Here is a 16,204-nt window from a genome sequence, read left to right on the forward strand (position 1 = left end):
TATGTAACGAAAAGTAAAATCTCTGTATTGGGCTCGTAGTTGCGCTTTCGCGCATCCGGATAAAGATGCGCTAAAGCGCAACTACGAGCGAGTGATGATTATTTGCACCCACTTACTTAGCTATGGAATTTATATAATTATCAAGTTGATGAATAAAAATAAAGTATGGCTATCAACAATACTAGTTGTAGTAGTAATCAGTATCATCACAGGACATAGTAATTCTTTAAAAGCTGCTTCACCTTTAGGTAAAGACACGCTGACGATGATTACTTCCCCAGATTATCCCCCTTATGAGTTTTATGATACTAAAGGAGGCGAGCGCCAAATCGTTGGCTTTGATATAGATATTGCCAAAACCCTGGCTGAAAAACTAGGGTTTAAACTTAAAATAATGGAATCTGATTTTAATGGTTTAATCCCTGCACTCCAAGCAAATCGCGCTGATTTTGTCATGGCTGGGATGACTCCGACTCCAGAACGTCAGAAAAATATTGATTTTTCAATTATTTATTACGAAGCCAAAGATACGATTGTCGCTCCTAAAGGTAGCAACCTGAAGCAGCCCCAAGACTTATCAGGAAAAAAGGTTGGGGTACAACTAGGAACTATCCAAGAACAAAATGCCCAAAAAATTGCTCAAAAATTTGCAGGTATTCAGCTAAAGCAACTCAATAAAGTGCCGGAAGTAGTTCAAGAAATCAAATCTGGACGAATTGATGCAGCAATTGTTGAGGATACCGTTGCTAAAGGATTCGCCCAAGCTAACCCAGATTTAGAATTTAATACTATTTCTTCACAGCAGGCAAGTGGATCTGCGATCGCTTTTCCTAAAGGTTCTTCTTTTGTAGAACCGTTTAACAAAGTCCTTCAACAAATGAAGGACAATGGCACATTGAATAAACTGGTCGCCAAATGGTTTTCAGAAAATATTACCACCAATTCTGCATCTTCAACTCCTACCAAAGGCGGATTAAATCTCGATTTCACTAGAATTATTCCTGACATTCCCTTTATTCTGCGGGGAATCCCTTTAACTTTATTGTTTACCCTATTATCTGTATCTTTGGGGTTAATCTGGGGAACAATATTGTCTCTATTAAAAATTCTCGGCATCAAGCCGCTTACCTGGGTTGCTAACGCCTACACCTCTGTTTTTCGAGGTACACCTTTGTTATTACAGTTGGCGTTGGTTTACTACGCAACACCCCAGCTTACAGGCTATGACATTTCAGCATTGCAGGCTGGGGTGCTAACTTTTACCCTCAATTCTGGCGCTTATATGTCAGAAACTATCAGGGGTGGAATTCAGGCGGTGGATAAAGGACAAAGTGAAGCGGCGATGTCTATGGGTGTTCCCTATTGGTTGATGATGTGGGATGTGATTTTACCCCAAGCATTGAAGAATATTCTCCCCGCATTGGTGAATGAAACTATCGGATTGCTTAAAGATTCCGCGCTGGTGTCAACAATTGGGGTGGTGGAAATATTACGCAGCGCCCAAATTGTTGGTGCAAACAAGTATATTTATTTTGAACCACTGCTATTTGCAGGGTTAATCTACTATGTTTTAGTAATGGGTATGACCGTGGGTGCATCTGCTTTAGAAAGGAGGTTACGGCAAAGTGAATAATGTAGTCGTTCGCACGGAATTCTTATGTAAATCTTTTGGCAAACTCGACGTACTCAAAGATATTTCTAGTGAGTTTTATCAGGGCGAAGTGGTTGCTATACTAGGGCCTTCTGGTTCAGGTAAATCTACTTTTCTGCGATGCATAAACTTGTTAGAAAAACCAACTAGAGGCAGAATCTACTTTCACGAGCAAGAAATTACCAAGCCCAAGGCAAACATCGCTAAGGTGCGCCAGCGTTTGGTAATGGTATTTCAACATTTTAATTTGTTTCCCCACATGAATGTGCTGCAAAATGTCACCTACGCGCCCATAAAGGTGAAAGGAATAAACAAGCAAAAAGCACAAGAACATGGCTTAGAATTGCTTAAATCGGTAGGTTTAGAGCCAAAAGCAAATGTATATCCATCCAAATTATCGGGGGGACAGAAACAGCGAGTAGCGATCGCTCGGGCATTAGCAATGGAACCAGAGATGATTTTGTTTGATGAACCCACCTCTGCATTAGATCCCGAAATGGTTAAGGATGTGCTGGAAGTGATGAAAGCTTTAGCATTATCGGGAATGACAATGGCGATCGTTACTCATGAAATGGGGTTTGCGAGAGTTGTTGCCAATCGGATTATGTTCCTCGACCAGGGTATTTTAGCAGAAGATGCTACTCCTAATGAATTTTTCCAAAATCCTAAGTGCGATCGCGCTAAACAATTCTTAGAAAAAATGCTTTAAAACATCCTCTAAGGCTACGGGTTCTGTGGGGTCGTCATAACGGTATGGCTGTGTGTTGTGCAATAATATAAGGATTTGTATCTGATTGAGGTTTTGGTACTGCTTGCATCTGTGGAGTTTGAGTTTCCAAAATAATCACTTCCACAGCATCCCCGGCATGAAAGGGTAAACCGCGTAGCGTCAAAGTTCCATCTTCAGTTAAAATGACTTCTATCTTGTGAGCGTTCATATTTCGACTCCAAAGGCAGGGTTTTTAGTCTTCACTATAATTAGTGTAATTTTGTAACTTAGAGAAAGTTTATAAAGAAAATCTAAAGCTAGCAAATAGCGATCGCCTGAAAACAGGATAATGCAGCTGAACAGGTTAATTATTCCCATTCAACCTAGAATTATGGCAGCTACACCTAAAATCCTCGCCTTTGCAGGCAGTACCCGCATTGAGTCTTACAACAAAAAATTGGTAAAAGTCGCGGCGACTGGCGCTAAAGCAGCAGGTGCAGAAGTGACTTATATAGACCTCCGCGATTTGCCTTTACCTCTGTTTGATGAAGATTTGGAAGCTGAACAAGGACTACCAAGCAACGCCCGCACTTTCAAAGACTTGCTGATTTCTCATCAAGGATTGCTGATTGCTTCGCCGGAATATAACAGTTCACTCACAGCAGTTTTGAAGAACGCCATTGACTGGGCATCCCGTCCAGCCCCAAATGAAGCACCGTTAGCGGCTTTTGCAGGTAAGGTGGCTACAATTATGAGCGCTTCCCCAGGCGGTTTTGGTGGTTTGCGGGGATTGGTTCACCTACGCTCTATTTTGGGAAACATCAAAGTTTTGGTACTTCCCGATCAAATAGCCCTATCCAAAGCTTACGAAGCTTTCAATCCTGATGGCACGTTAGTAGATCATAAACAGCAGGAATCTGTTGAGCAGTTAGGCGCTGGCTTAACAAAAATATTGCTGAAGCTCAATTAAATTCAATTTCATACTAGATAACGAATACCTATTATTAGAAGAAAGATGCCATATAGCTTTTTCATCAACTCGCTGCTAATAAAGGGCTGATTTGCAAACAATGCCCCGAAAAAGTTACCCACGATTAAACCAACTGCAATAATTAGGGCATATTTGAAATTAAGATTACCGTTGCGATGGTAAACTAAGGCTGCTAAAATGCCGATTGGCAAAATTTGAGCAGCCACAGAAGTTCCTGTAGCTAATTTCTGATCCAAACCAATTACTAACACCATTGCCGGAATCATAATTGCGCCGCCTCCGATACCAAACATACCGCCAGCAACGCCAGCAACTAAACCAATTAACAACAGTTGCATCAAGATATTAGACATAAAAAATGGTCGCTAAATTCCAAATTATAAATTAATTTTATGCGGAAATATTGATTTAGGTAGCATTCCATGCACACCTTTTTGGGGACTGTTCACAACTTGAGTGATGTGAAAATTCACCGCTAAACTACACAATACATAAGCATCTTCTGGCGACAAATTAATAAAGCGTTCCAGAAAATCAATCATGTTTTTTAAAGCCAGTTCTAAGGCTTCATCTAAAGTTTGAGCAAAGCCCATTGTGATGATATGAGTTGGAGTTTCGGCGATTGGTGTTGTCAGTTGTAAATCCTTGCGAAGTTTGAGGGTAATTCTTCCGTTCATCGAAGTTTCAATGGCGGTGACATTTACTTCCCCGTCTCCTTGTGCAGAATGTCCATCACCAATAGAAAATAATCCGCCTGGTACAAAAATCGGCAAAAATAAACGAGAACCCGCTTGCAGTTCCCGGTTGTCGATATTACCGCCGTAAGAACCTGGTGGGATAGAAGTTCGAGAGGTTTCTGGAGTAGCGACACCAAGAATTCCAAAAAACGGTTTGAGGGGAATTTTTATACCAGCACCCGGCGGAAATTCCGCGATATTGTTTGCTAAATCTAGCGGAATAAATCTCAAAGCAGGTTGAGGAAACTGATGTGGTAAAGCTCCCCAACCTGTACGAATGGCATTGAAGCCGATAGGTAAACTAGGTGCGATCGCATCTAATTGTACTTCTAAAACATCCCCTGGTTCGGCATCGCGTACATAAATCGGCCCTGTGAGTAAATGCGGCCCCCCAGCAATTTTGCGTTCTGGTAGAAGATTTTGGCAGATGTCGAGAAATTCTGGTGTGACAAATTCAGGTGGTGCTTTGTCATAAACGTAGTAACCAGTATAAGTTTCTACATCAACCGTATCGCCAGAGTCAATAGTGAGGGCTGGTTTTAACAGATGGGAGAAACCACCCAGATGCACGGTTTCTTTAGTAGCTTTTAAAATGTAATGAGTCATATCATATCTAGGGCTAAGTAGGTCGGCGAGAAAAAAACCAAATTATGTAACGAAAAGTAAAATCTCTGTATTTGGCTCGTAGTTGCGCTTTAGCGCATCCGGATAAAGATGCGCTAAAGCGCAACTACAAACGATGATTATTTGCGCCGACTTACTTATTTCATTCTATTTTTACGGCAGTTTTTACGAATCTTTTTGAGAAAAATAAGAATTTAAACCGAATCTTAGTTGAGAACCGTAGTTTTTGCCCTCACCCTAAATCCCTCTCCCCTATATGGGAGAGGGACTTTGAAATTCAACTTTCGTCAAGCCTCAGATGAAAGGATGCCTACTAATACTCGTACCAAATCTTCTAAACCTTCAGGAACACGATAAAGTTTAATATCTTCTGTAATTAGCTTTTGTTGTCTATTGAGTGTACCAAATTTCCAGTCATCTCCATTAGTAACTGCGCCAAATAAAATTGATGATTGATCATCTAGAGTCTGATCGAGAGCTATTAATTCTACTGCTAGCTGTGTAAAGCCCCTTCTGATATCTGATTGTTTTGCTTCAATCACCAATAGGGAGTTAGAATTATGTAAATAATAATCCAAAGTACCTTTGAGCTTTTCGTCCACATTAATTGGATACTCACTATATAGTTTAGCTTTTGTCTGAGCGCAGATTTCAGCTAGGATAGGAGCAATCATAAATTCTCTAATTGATATCTCAGCCGTCGGATTAAAAAGCTTTATATTGCGCTGTAAATATTTTTGCAAAAATTCTAAATAGCTAACCTCAGCAAAGTATTTTGGTAATTCTAGCTCTGTGCGATCGTAGCTGTACTCAAACTCAGCTACTATATCTATTGTTGGATTAGGTAACAAAAAGTATTGACTAAAAGTGTAACTTTGTTCAGGTTTTAAAATTCTATATTTGCTCATGTTTTTTATTGTGAATAAACTAGATCAAAAATATTACGAATTACAAATTACGAATTACGAATTAGTATTATTATCTCAATAATTTGCTAAACTCCAACTTTGGGGATAGTAAATAAAAACAATTTGAGCAGGGAATTTGGAGGGGTTGCAGAGTGGCTGATAAGCAACGCATAGTCAATACACAACAGATAAATCCAAAAGACTTCTCGTGGAGATTATGGCCTGTTGTGCCACTCTACCCTTATGGCAGGCGGCAGACAATCCTCAAAGAAGTGGTTAAGGACACAGTTTGGAATTTTGACCAGATTCAGGGCATTTTCTACGTAGTTGTACCGATTCGGATGACTGTGGTTAAGCTCGAAACTGGGGGTCTTCTCGTCTACGCGCCTGTTGCACCAACCCTAGAGTGCATCCGGCTGGTGAATGAGTTGGTGGCAGAACATGGTAATATTAAGTACATTATCCTGCCAACTATCTCCGGTATAGAACATAAGGTATTCGTCGGTCCCTTCGCCAGATATTTTCCGACTTCACAGGTGTTTGTGGCTCCCCATCAGTGGAGTTTCCCGCTAAATCTCCCCCTTAGCTGGCTTGGTTTACCACCGAAACGAACTCAAGTACTTCCAGAAGATAGTAGCAAAACACCGTTTGCTGACGAATTTGATTATGCAATGCTGGGTCCCATTGAGCTTGGCCCTGGACGGTTTGCAGAAGTTGCTTTTTTCCACAAGCGATCGCATACTCTTTTAGTAACAGATTGTGTACTTTCTATCCCAGAAGATCCACCTGCGATCGCACTTTTAGATCCATATCCCTTACTATTCCATGCCAAGGATTATGCTTCTGATATTATTGCAGATATTCAAGTAAATCGGCGTAAGGGTTGGGGGCGTATCTCGTTGTTTGCTTTGTATTTTCAACCAAACGCACTAAATATACGCCAATGGAGTAAGGTGTTGCAAGATGCCTTGAAAGCACCAGAACGCTCAAAGAAAGCTTATTTTGGATTGTACCCGTTTAAATGGCAGTCAGATTGGCAGCGATCGTTTGATGCTTTGCGAGGGAATGGGCGTTTGTTTGTCGCCCCAATTTTACAGACGTTGATTCTCAATCGCGCACCACAAGAAACCATCGACTGGGCTGATAAAGTTGCAAGTTGGGACTTTGAGTGGATTATTCCCTGTCACTTTGATTCACCAATTAAAGCCCAACCGCATCAGTTTCGCCAAGCTTTCTCTTTTTTAGAAAAGCAGCCTGCTGTCAGTGCGGGTTTGTTCAGCAGTAGTAGCTATCCCTTACCAGAGGAGGATTTTAAACTACTCAAAGAAATCGATGCAGGTTTAAATAAGTTTGGCATTGTGCCATCAGCCAAGGAGAAAGTGTAGGAGAAACAATTAGGGGCTGGCCGTGCGGTAAGCGATCGCTTCACTATCATAAGTAATTTAGCGGACATGATATGAATTGGAATTATGCCCGAAAATCTTGATAAACTCGTAATTTACCCAGAAGATTACGAAAGCCCTGTATCAAATATCTTGATCAATCGGATGTATCAAGAGCTTACTTCCCTATATGGTGATACGGCGGATGGAAAATTCCCTCCCCTTGACTTCAGCCAACCCAAATCTGTGTTTGTCATTGCTTGGATTCAAAGTCAGCCCATCGCTTGCGGCGCAGTTGTTCCACTTGCTGAGGAAATCGGCGAAATTAAACGGATGTTTGTAGAATCGGCTTGGCGTGGTCGAGGTGTGGCCAAAATAGTTCTGGCTGACTTAGAAAGACGCGCTGAGATTTTTGGTTATTGCAGCTTACGTGTAGAAACAGGTATTTATCAACCTACAGCGATTCGCTTATATGAATCTGCGGGTTATCAATCTATAGCAGCCTATGGACGCTATGCAAAAAATCCAGTGAGTGTTTGCTTTGAGAAACAGATTATTGAGTCTTAAGGTTTGATTATTTTAAAAATCTCTTGCGCGTCTCGTAGAGAACGTCAGCCCCAACTCTTGGAGACGCACTCGCCTTCGGAGAAGTCATTACGAATTACGAATTACGAATTACGAATTACGAATTACGATGAATTCCCTTAAACCGTTCTTGTGCGGCTTGAAATGCTTCTTGCATCACCAACTGAATTTTTTGGGGATCGGGTTTCTTACCTCCCATTAAATCACCAAAGTAAACACAAGCTGCTTCCCCTAATGCCCAGGTGTAGGCGGCTGCCCAAGAGGCTGCGATCGCACTCCCAAAACCTGGTATAAATTTAATTAACTCCCGTGCTATTGCCTGTGCTAAAAAACCACCTGCGATCGCACTCACAACCCCTCCCGCCTGAGATGGAGTAACTGTCTGCCCATATAATTTACCCAACAAACCAACCATTGATACTTGCAAAGCAGTAAGTACGGGCATTGTCGCAAATGGCAGAGGTACAGCCGCCAGGGTGGCAGACATAATCGAAAATGGCAAAATATAACGCCGTGCAGCATCTCGATAAAGATTACCAAGTTGCTTCCCAGCTTCTTCTCGATCTAATAGTTGATAAATCGCCTGGGCTTCTGCTTCTGGGAGTAGTTCTGCTAAGGAATCTCGCAGTGCTTCTAAGCCATAAAATACCGGATTATAGCCATCTTCTTCTAAGGTAAAGTCAATGAGTACGGAGTGGTCAGTTATTCCGGCAAATGCTTGTTGGATTGCGGCAAATGCGCGATTGACTTCCTGATAATCTGGCGGATATGCAGGATGATCGATGGTATCGCCCGGATAAATCTCATGCAAGCAGGTAACTACCAACAAACAGGGAATGTTTGGATACTTCTGGCGCAGCTGTTGAGCAATTTGCCGTAGCGTGTCAGTTGCAAAATCATTGATTTTAACCGTCAGAAGCAGGATTCTGGCGGAACGAGTTTCGTTTTTTAAATCGCCAACTAACTCCTGAATGATTAATTGAGTATCTTGTTTAACATCACCCAGCCCCACCGTATCAGTAAAAATCAGTAAGGGCAGGTCATTGGAAGGATAGGCATAGCGCTCTGTATGTTGCGTGTGAGGACGAAAGCCCTGACCGACAATATCGGCAGAAACTCCTGTCAATCCCCGGACAATTGAACTTTTTCCAGCTTGGGGTTTACCAATTAACAGGGCTTCTGTGGTTGGCAGTTCGGCTCGGATTTTCTCTAAAATCTCGGCAACCTGAGTTTCGCTCACACTAAACCATTCAACAACCGTCTGTGCCAGTTGTTCTACGGGTAGTAGTTGGGTTAGATGTGTTGTTGCTTTGCTCCAGACATCACCAATACGGTTTGGCCAGGAATTATCGACCGATTTGGTTATCGTTTTGTCGGTCGGTTCACTCAATTGCTCAGAATCATCTTGCTCAGTCATTTCCATCTAAACGTAGAAAACCCTTTTACTCATCTTATAGCGATTCTCAAAGGGAAAACCAGTACCGTTAGTAGTGTTATCAACTTGGGCGATCGCATTTTGGAGGCTGGGGAAGAATAATTAATGACTAATCAAATCAGCGATCGCCTTCAGCAATACATCTGGATCTACTGGTTTAGAAATATGCATTTGAAATCCGGCTGCTAGTCTGTGACGCGCTCTTCCCAGTATCCCGGTTCGCGGCTACAGTGCATCACCGCCAAAATTAAAACGTAATCTTCCTCAATGGTGTATAAAATTCCATAGGGAAATTTGCGCGTTAGACATCGACGAATGTCTTCGTCAACAACAGCCCAGCGAGTCGGTGACTGGATAATTCGGAAAATTGCATCCTCAACCGTATTAATAAATGCTTGTGCTAATTCAACTCGACGCTCTGCGTAAAACTTAACCGCTTCACCGTATTCAGTTAATGCTGCTGGATGAAAGACGTATTTCATTGCTCCAAAAATTGTCTTACCCTAGCTAATGCTTCCTCTCCAGGAATGGGTTGAATTGCACCACTGCGAACTTCATCTCTACGCTTCTTGGCTTCATCTGTCCAGAGTGTTTGAAGTGTTTCGTCTACATCAAATTCAAGACTTTCAACCAGCTTTTCTGCCAACAATGCTCTCGCTGCACTGGGCAAAGCTAAGGCTTCTTTCATGACTTGCTCAACAGATGCCATAATTCCTGAAAGCATAGCGACTATCCACACTCTAGCAGGAAAGCAGTAGATATGGCACAACATTAAACCAATTCGCACTCTTGCCTCCGGCACGCTTTGCGCGTTCGCTTTTTCTTAATAGAGCCTCCGGCACAAAAAGCAATAGGACTTATACCATTTCTTTGTGACGCTGCGCCAAATTCTCTTGGCTTCCTTCCTTCTTTCTTTCTTTCTTTCTTTCTTTCTTTCTTTCTTTCTTTCTTTCTTTCTTTGTGTCCTTTGCGCCCTTTGTGGTTCGTTCCTTATTAAGCAATTACCAATACTTCGGCCACGCTCAGGACAGGCTCAATACAAGTCGCTCAATACAAGTGACCAATGATTAATTAATCAAATCAGCGATCGCCTTCAGCAACACATCTGGATCTACTGGTTTAGAAATATGCATTTGAAATCCGGCGGCTAATGCTTGCTGCTGATTCATTTGGCCTGCATAAGCTGTCAGAGCGATCGCTGGTACGCGTCCTCCTTGGCCTGGCGATCGCGATCGCACTTCCCGCATCAGCATATAACCGTCTGTCTTTGGCATTCCAATATCGCTAATTAAAACATCTGGTACTGACTCAGACAGCGCTTGTAATGCTTCTTGTGCTGAAGATACGGCAGTTACTTGTACACCGTAGTCTTGTAAAATAAAGGTCACTAAGTCGCGGATATCTGGTTCATCGTCCACGACCAAAACTTGAGTATCGCCAAGCAGGGAGGATTCAGCTTCACAATCTAAAGACTCATTCTCTCCACGCGCGATCTGTTCACTTCTGACTAAAAGCGGTACTTCAACGGTGAAGGTGGTACCCAATCCTTCTCCAGGGCTTTCGGCTTGAACATTTCCCCCATGCATCTCTACAACCTTACGCACGATCGCTAATCCTAAACCTAATCCACCAAATGACCGCGTAATTGTGCTATCAGCTTGGCGAAAGTAATCGAACACATAAGGCAAAAATTCTGGGCTAATTCCCTTACCTGTATCGCTGACTTGAATTTGAGCTTGGTTAGCAATTTCCATCAGTCGAATTTCTACCCGTCCACCTGCTGGCGTAAATTTTACCGCATTGGAAAGTAGATTCCACACAACTTGCTCAAGCCGATTTGCATCGCCCATCACTTGTCCTAAAGTGGGATCAAATATCGTTTGAATTTGAATTGATTTAGCTTGTGCTGCGAGTTTTACAGTCTCTAGTGCGGCTTCAACTACCATTACCAAGTTTACTGGACAGACATTTAAGTTTAATTTTCCTTGGAGGATGCGAGACACATCCAACAAATCTTCAATTAGCTGAGTTTGTAACTTGGCGTTGCGTTCAATGGTTTCTAAGGCGTGGTTAGTGGTTTTTTGATCGAAATTACGAGTTCGCAACATTTTTGACCACCCCAGAACAGAGTTAAGTGGGGTTCGCAGTTCATGGGAGAGAACCGCCAGAAATTCATCTTTGATTTTGTTGGCGATTTCTGCTTCTTTGCGTGCTTTCATTTCTCGTTCGAGGAGGCGATCGCATTCTTCCTCAACTGATTTGCGATGGGTTATATCTAGTACAAAAGCAACACCATTATTTTTGGAATCATTCAACAAGGCTATCCCCAAAACAATTGGGACTCGCTTCCCGTCGCGCTGAAGATATTCTTTCTCATAAATTCTAGAAACTCCAGTGGTTTGGACTTCCAAAAGGGCGCGATCGTCTAAATCTTTATATTCAATAGGAGTAAGTTCTCTCCAATTAATTCTACCCAAAGTGGCAAATTCATCACGAGTGTAGCCAGCTAGCTCAAGAAAGGCATCATTGGCATCAACTATAAAGCCATCCACATTCCAAAATGCGACACCTATTAAGTTAGATTCAAACAAACGCCGAAATTTGGCTTCACTTTCGCGTAACAATTTTTCTGCCCGTTTGTGTTCGGTAATCTCACGACAAACTGTAATTACGCCTTCAATAATTTGCTTGGAATTCCGTAATGGTGTAAGGATGTATTCATAATAATGCACCGCATCAGGAGTAACATATTTACACTCATCCTTAATTGGCTGCCCAGTTTTCATCACAGCTTGTCGTTGCTTATCTAACTGTTCTACAAGGTCTGGGGGTACATCCAGGTCTTGCAAAGTTTTTCCGACAATATCCTGGGGCTTTGAGCCTAATACCGTAGCTCCATCCCGACTGACATACTGATAGCAACCTCTGCCATCAAAAATGTAAATGTGATCGACTGAGGCGGTGAGGATGGCATTTAAAATATTTGCCTGTTCTTGGACTTGGGTTGTTAGTTCACGAGTACTTTCTTCTGCTTGCTTGCAGACAGTAATTTCCATACAAACGCCGATCATTCGCACCGCTTGTCCACGATCGTCATAGATAAATTTTCCCTTAGCAGAAATCCAATGTGTACTTTGGTCTGCTCGAACTATGCGAAATTCATCATTATAGTCAGTCTTTTGGGCCATAGCCTGAGTGATAACTTGCCTTACAACTTGTCTATCTTCAGGATGAACCCACTTGAGAAAACTTTCATAGCTGCCGTTAAAACTACCTGGAAGCAGACCAAAAAGCAGTTCATGATTTTCAGACCAGATGATTTGATTGGTAACAATATTCCAATCCCACAAGCCCATCTGGGAAGTCTCTAGGGCTAATCTAAGCCGTTCTTCACTCTCTCTTAGGGAGGCTTCTACCTGCTGTCTTGCTGCAATTTCTTGTTGTAGCTCTAAAGTAACTGCTACATCTGTTGGCATTTGTTCAAGATGCCATTTGATATCATATTCAACAGCTTGAATATGAGGATATAAGAGTGCAAGTGTCAATTTTTTTTCTAGCTCAATTACTTGCTTCTCAAGGGCTGCTTGCCTTTGCTGATAAAATTTTTCTGATTGCTCTAACTCAGCTACACACGAACGCAAAGCTGCTAATTCATCAGTGACTTGAAAGTTCATTTTATCAACATTTGGCATCTTGCACACCGCTTATTACTAAACAATACCGATTTGAAGAGTAGGCATCCCCTAGCTTTAACAGTATGAATTTTTAAGCTAAAAAATGTAATCTGTCAAAAGGCGCATAAGGTTTTAGTCAAAAGACATCTTTTGAGATTAAGAGCCATATCTGATGACAAAACACTTTGCATCCACTAATGATTTAATAAAAATTTATCTCTTCAAACGCATCAAAGCTGCACCACTCAATAATGCCACAACCTGTCCCCAGAAGACAACACCCGATTGGTTTACGCCAATAGGAGGAATATTTAAACTGCCGATGCCATAAAATAATTGTTGCACAAACCACCAAAATAGATAGAAAAAAGCTGGAAGTTCGATGGGGATATACAAGATTATTAGCGGCAAAATTGTGTCTATTTTAGCTTTAGGAAACTTCATAATATATGCTCCTAAAACAGATGAGATCGCGCCATTGCCCCCAATCTGTGGTACCGTAAAACTTGGTTCCGCCAGAATTTGCACACAAGAAGCGATCGCGCCAGCAGCCAAATACAATCCGAGATAGCGTCTATGTCCCAGAATATTTTCCACACTCTTACCAAAAACCCACAAAAATAACAGATTTCCCAATATTTGGCTAAAGCTGCCATGTAGGAATATTGCAAAAACTAGTGAAAATGTGCGCCAAATTACAATTATCCAAGCAGCATTGTTGTAAAATAAGGCATTTGTAATCGCCCCAGTAATTTGGGCTGGAATCACACCCCAGTTATTAACAAAATCGCCTAATCCGCCACTAAATTCTAGTTGAAGCTCCCATAAAAATACGGCAATATTAATACCAATCAGCCAGTAATTAATAATCGGTTTATTCCGACAACGAATATTATCACTAATAGGAATCATACTAATTCGTAATTCGTAATTCGTAATTCGTAATTAAGAAACACCAAGCAAGTTTTAATACAAGGGGTTTTCTATCTGCTCCCCAGAGGATCATCCCAATGCAAGCAAATTTACCAAGATGATAGATTGTCATTGCGAATGAAGCGAAGCCCAATGAAGCAATCACAAAGTCTAGATGTTGCGATTGCTTTGCTCCATTTCATTATGTACCCTGCGGGTTATCCAAAGGAGTACGCAATGACAAAATATGTTTTTACACTTTTGGGATGCTTTTACTCCCCACTCCCCATTCCCCATTTCCTACTCCCCCTTAACGTGTGGCAATATTGAAATCAGATCGCATCGCACTTAACTAGGCAAACGAGATGCTGGGTAACAGACTTGTAGGAAGATACCAGATTATTAGTAACTTGGGAGGTGGGGGTTTTGGTGAAACTTTTGTGGCGAGTGATACCCAATTACCCGGTTCACCTTCATGTGTCGTTAAGAAACTTAAACCCCAAGCAAGCGATGCTGTAACTTTGGAAACAGCTAGGCGTTTATTTGATACGGAAGCACAAGTTCTCTATAAATTAGGAACTCACGATCGCATTCCCCAACTTTTAGCTTACTTTGAGGACAATGCCGAATTTTATCTCGTACAGGAATTGATCGAAGGACATGACTTGAGTCTAGAATTAATCCCTGGTAAAACCTGGGATCAAGAGCAAGTAATTTCACTTTTACAAGAACTTTTGACAATTTTAGAATTTGTCCATCAACAGAATGTAATTCACCGTGATGTCAATCCGCGAAATATTCTCAGACGCCACCCAGATGGCAAATTAATCTTAATTGATTTTGGTGCAGTTAAACAAATTACTACCCAGATAATTCTTCCCGAAGGCTCAATTAAAGGTACTGTTGCTATAGGTACGCCTGGATATATTCCTGGAGAACAAGCTCATGGTACGCCAAAATTAAGCAGTGATATCTATGCTACAGGAATAATTGCTATTCAAGCTCTGACTGGATTATCACCAGAAGAAATAGTAAAAGATGCCGATAGTAATGAAATTATCTGGCACAATCAAGCCACTGTAACGCCAGAATTCGCTCAATTTTTAGATAAGATGGTATGCTACGATTTTCGCCAACGCTATCCTTCGGCAACGGTGGCATTACAAGCGCTGAAAGAGTTAACACAACCACCCGCCCAGACAATTGCTTTAACTCCTATTTGTCCACCAAAAAATATCAACACTCAACCTAAAAAAGGTATATTGGGTAAAATTTTCCTAGCAATATTTTTAATTGGGATCAGTGGAATAGCATCAATATTAATTTTAAATTACATTAATTCAAATAACGCCATAGAATTATCTAAACAAGGAAATACGCTTTTTGATTTGCAACGCTATCAAGACGCATTAGAAGTATATGAAAAAGCCGTTAATATTAGACCCGATTATGCTCAAGCCTGGAATGGTGAAGGTAAAACGCTGTATAAATTAAAAAAATATAAAGATGCGCTAGCGGCCTATGATAAAGCAATTCAAATTCAGCCAGATTATTTTGAAGCTTGGAGTGGACGAGGTAATGTACTGCTTAATTTACAGCGATATCAAGAAGCGATCGCCTCTTTTGATAAAGCCTTAAAATTAAATAATCAAAGCTCGGAAGTCTGGAATGCTAAGGGTGAAGCTTTTAGTAACTTAAACCAATATGACCAAGCAATTAAATCTTATGAAAAAGCGATTCAATTTAAACCGGATAATTACGAAGCTTGGTATAAAAAAGGATTAGCTTTACAAAATTATAACCGATATGAAGACGCGATCGCAGCATACCAAAAAGTCGTAGATTTAAAACCAGACTACGAGCAAGCTTGGTATAATTTGGGAAATTCTTTAGTCAATTTGCGACGCTACCAAGACGCATTTACAGCTTATGATAAAGCTGTGCAATATAAGCCCAATTATTATCAAGCCTGGTTTTCTAGAGGTAATGTACTGCTCAATTTACAGCGATATCCAGAAGCGATTGAATCTTTTAATCAAGGAATAAAATATAATCCTAGTAACTATCAAGCATGGTATAATCTGGGTTGGTCGCTGCATCAAAGCCAACGCTATGAAGAAGCAATAAAAGCTTATAGAAAAGCAGCAACACTTAAGCAGAAAGACTATCAACTATGGTATAATTTGGGGAATTCGCAATACATTTTGCAAAAATACGAAGATGCGATCGCGTCTTATAATAAGGCAGTTCGTTATAAACCAGACCATTACGAAAGCTGGTATAGCAGAGGGAATGCCCTATTAAATGTGAAACAGTTTAAAGATGCGATCGCATCTTACGATCAAGCAATAAAATACAAGCCTAATTACCAACAGGCAATAGATGCCCGCAATCAAGCCCAGATTCAGCTGCAAGGCCAGAAACCAAAGCCTATAATCGTGCCAACTATCCCAGTTCCTAATCCGACTAATCCACCGCAGACGACACCCTAGTAGTCCACCCAGGGCTATTTCATTCTAAAATGTGACGTTTTCAAAGTCCCTCTCCCAGACTTGGGAGAGGGATTTAGGGTGAGGGCAAAAACTACGGTTCTCAA

General features: G+C 41.3%; 15 protein-coding genes. 6 read left to right on the plus strand and 9 right to left on the minus strand.

The window, feature by feature from the left end; translation table 11 throughout:
• Positions 1 to 148 precede the first annotated feature (148 nt).
• Both V7K73_RS24630 and V7K73_RS24635 read left to right on the plus strand, forming a co-directional pair.
• Positions 149 to 1,633 carry an ABC transporter permease subunit gene (locus V7K73_RS24630; protein WP_334883910.1) on the plus strand — a complete coding sequence of 495 codons (1,485 nt, stop codon included), beginning with the start codon at positions 149 to 151 and terminating at the stop codon, positions 1,631 to 1,633.
• Positions 1,626 to 2,360 (plus strand): amino acid ABC transporter ATP-binding protein, encoded by a 735-nt coding sequence (locus V7K73_RS24635; protein WP_334883912.1) that lies wholly within the window; start codon positions 1,626 to 1,628, stop codon positions 2,358 to 2,360. Before V7K73_RS24630 ends, V7K73_RS24635 begins: the two co-directional genes overlap by 8 nt.
• 34 nt (positions 2,361 to 2,394) lie before the next feature.
• Here the strand turns inward: V7K73_RS24635 and V7K73_RS24640 are convergent, their stop codons facing one another.
• Positions 2,395 to 2,589 (minus strand): hypothetical protein, encoded by a 195-nt coding sequence (locus V7K73_RS24640; RefSeq protein WP_442936790.1) that lies wholly within the window; start codon positions 2,587 to 2,589, stop codon positions 2,395 to 2,397.
• 162 nt (positions 2,590 to 2,751) lie between these two features.
• Here V7K73_RS24640 and V7K73_RS24645 point away from each other — a divergent pair, with 162 nt between their 5' ends.
• Positions 2,752 to 3,330 (plus strand): NADPH-dependent FMN reductase, encoded by a 579-nt coding sequence (locus tag V7K73_RS24645; RefSeq protein WP_334883913.1) that lies wholly within the window; start codon positions 2,752 to 2,754, stop codon positions 3,328 to 3,330.
• Positions 3,331 to 3,338: 8 nt separating this feature from the next.
• Here the strand turns inward: V7K73_RS24645 and V7K73_RS24650 are convergent, their stop codons facing one another.
• From V7K73_RS24650 to V7K73_RS24660, 3 genes are all read right to left on the minus strand, one after another.
• Positions 3,339 to 3,704 (minus strand): sulfite exporter TauE/SafE family protein, encoded by a 366-nt coding sequence (locus tag V7K73_RS24650; RefSeq protein ID WP_334883915.1) that lies wholly within the window; start codon positions 3,702 to 3,704, stop codon positions 3,339 to 3,341.
• Positions 3,705 to 3,728: 24 nt separating this feature from the next.
• A complete protein-coding gene (locus V7K73_RS24655) occupies positions 3,729 to 4,694 on the minus strand; it encodes an acetamidase/formamidase family protein (protein WP_334883916.1) in 966 nt (321 codons plus the stop codon).
• Positions 4,695 to 4,999: 305 nt separating this feature from the next.
• A complete protein-coding gene (locus V7K73_RS24660; protein WP_334883918.1) occupies positions 5,000 to 5,620 on the minus strand; it encodes a hypothetical protein in 621 nt (206 codons plus the stop codon).
• Between the two features lie 152 nt (positions 5,621 to 5,772).
• On the opposite strand from V7K73_RS24660, the gene V7K73_RS24665 reads away from it, so the two are divergent.
• Positions 5,773 to 7,005 (plus strand): DUF4336 domain-containing protein, encoded by a 1,233-nt coding sequence (locus tag V7K73_RS24665; RefSeq protein ID WP_334883920.1) that lies wholly within the window; start codon positions 5,773 to 5,775, stop codon positions 7,003 to 7,005.
• An 84-nt stretch (positions 7,006 to 7,089) separates the two neighbouring features.
• Entirely contained in the window at positions 7,090 to 7,569 is a 480-nt protein-coding gene (locus V7K73_RS24670; protein ID WP_334883921.1) for a GNAT family N-acetyltransferase, read from the plus strand.
• A gap of 115 nt (positions 7,570 to 7,684) precedes the next feature.
• Here the strand turns inward: V7K73_RS24670 and V7K73_RS24675 are convergent, their stop codons facing one another.
• The 5 genes from V7K73_RS24675 to V7K73_RS24695 all read right to left on the minus strand — a co-directional run bounded on the left by V7K73_RS24675 (position 7,685) and on the right by V7K73_RS24695 (position 13,608).
• On the minus strand, positions 7,685 to 9,004 hold the full coding sequence (locus V7K73_RS24675; RefSeq protein ID WP_334883923.1) for a GTPase family protein: 1,320 nt from the start codon (positions 9,002 to 9,004) through the stop codon (positions 7,685 to 7,687).
• A gap of 203 nt (positions 9,005 to 9,207) precedes the next feature.
• A complete protein-coding gene (locus tag V7K73_RS24680) occupies positions 9,208 to 9,504 on the minus strand; it encodes a type II toxin-antitoxin system RelE/ParE family toxin (RefSeq protein ID WP_334883925.1) in 297 nt (98 codons plus the stop codon).
• Entirely contained in the window at positions 9,501 to 9,731 is a 231-nt protein-coding gene (locus V7K73_RS24685) for an addiction module protein (RefSeq protein ID WP_334883933.1), read from the minus strand. Before V7K73_RS24685 ends, V7K73_RS24680 begins: the two co-directional genes overlap by 4 nt.
• Positions 9,732 to 10,089: 358 nt before the next feature.
• The gene (locus V7K73_RS24690; protein ID WP_334883927.1) at positions 10,090 to 12,714 is read right to left on the minus strand and encodes a PAS domain-containing hybrid sensor histidine kinase/response regulator; all 2,625 of its coding nucleotides are present in this window, start codon (positions 12,712 to 12,714) and stop codon (positions 10,090 to 10,092) included.
• 195 nt (positions 12,715 to 12,909) lie between these two features.
• A complete protein-coding gene (locus tag V7K73_RS24695; protein ID WP_334883929.1) occupies positions 12,910 to 13,608 on the minus strand; it encodes a rhomboid family intramembrane serine protease in 699 nt (232 codons plus the stop codon).
• Between the two features lie 365 nt (positions 13,609 to 13,973).
• On the opposite strand from V7K73_RS24695, the gene V7K73_RS24700 reads away from it, so the two are divergent.
• Positions 13,974 to 16,100 (plus strand): tetratricopeptide repeat protein, encoded by a 2,127-nt coding sequence (locus tag V7K73_RS24700; protein ID WP_334883931.1) that lies wholly within the window; start codon positions 13,974 to 13,976, stop codon positions 16,098 to 16,100.
• Positions 16,101 to 16,204 lie beyond the last annotated feature (104 nt).

It is taken from the genome of Nostoc sp., assembly GCF_036916975.1.
In the GTDB taxonomy this organism is placed as follows: Bacteria; Cyanobacteriota; Cyanobacteriia; order Cyanobacteriales; family Nostocaceae; genus Nostoc.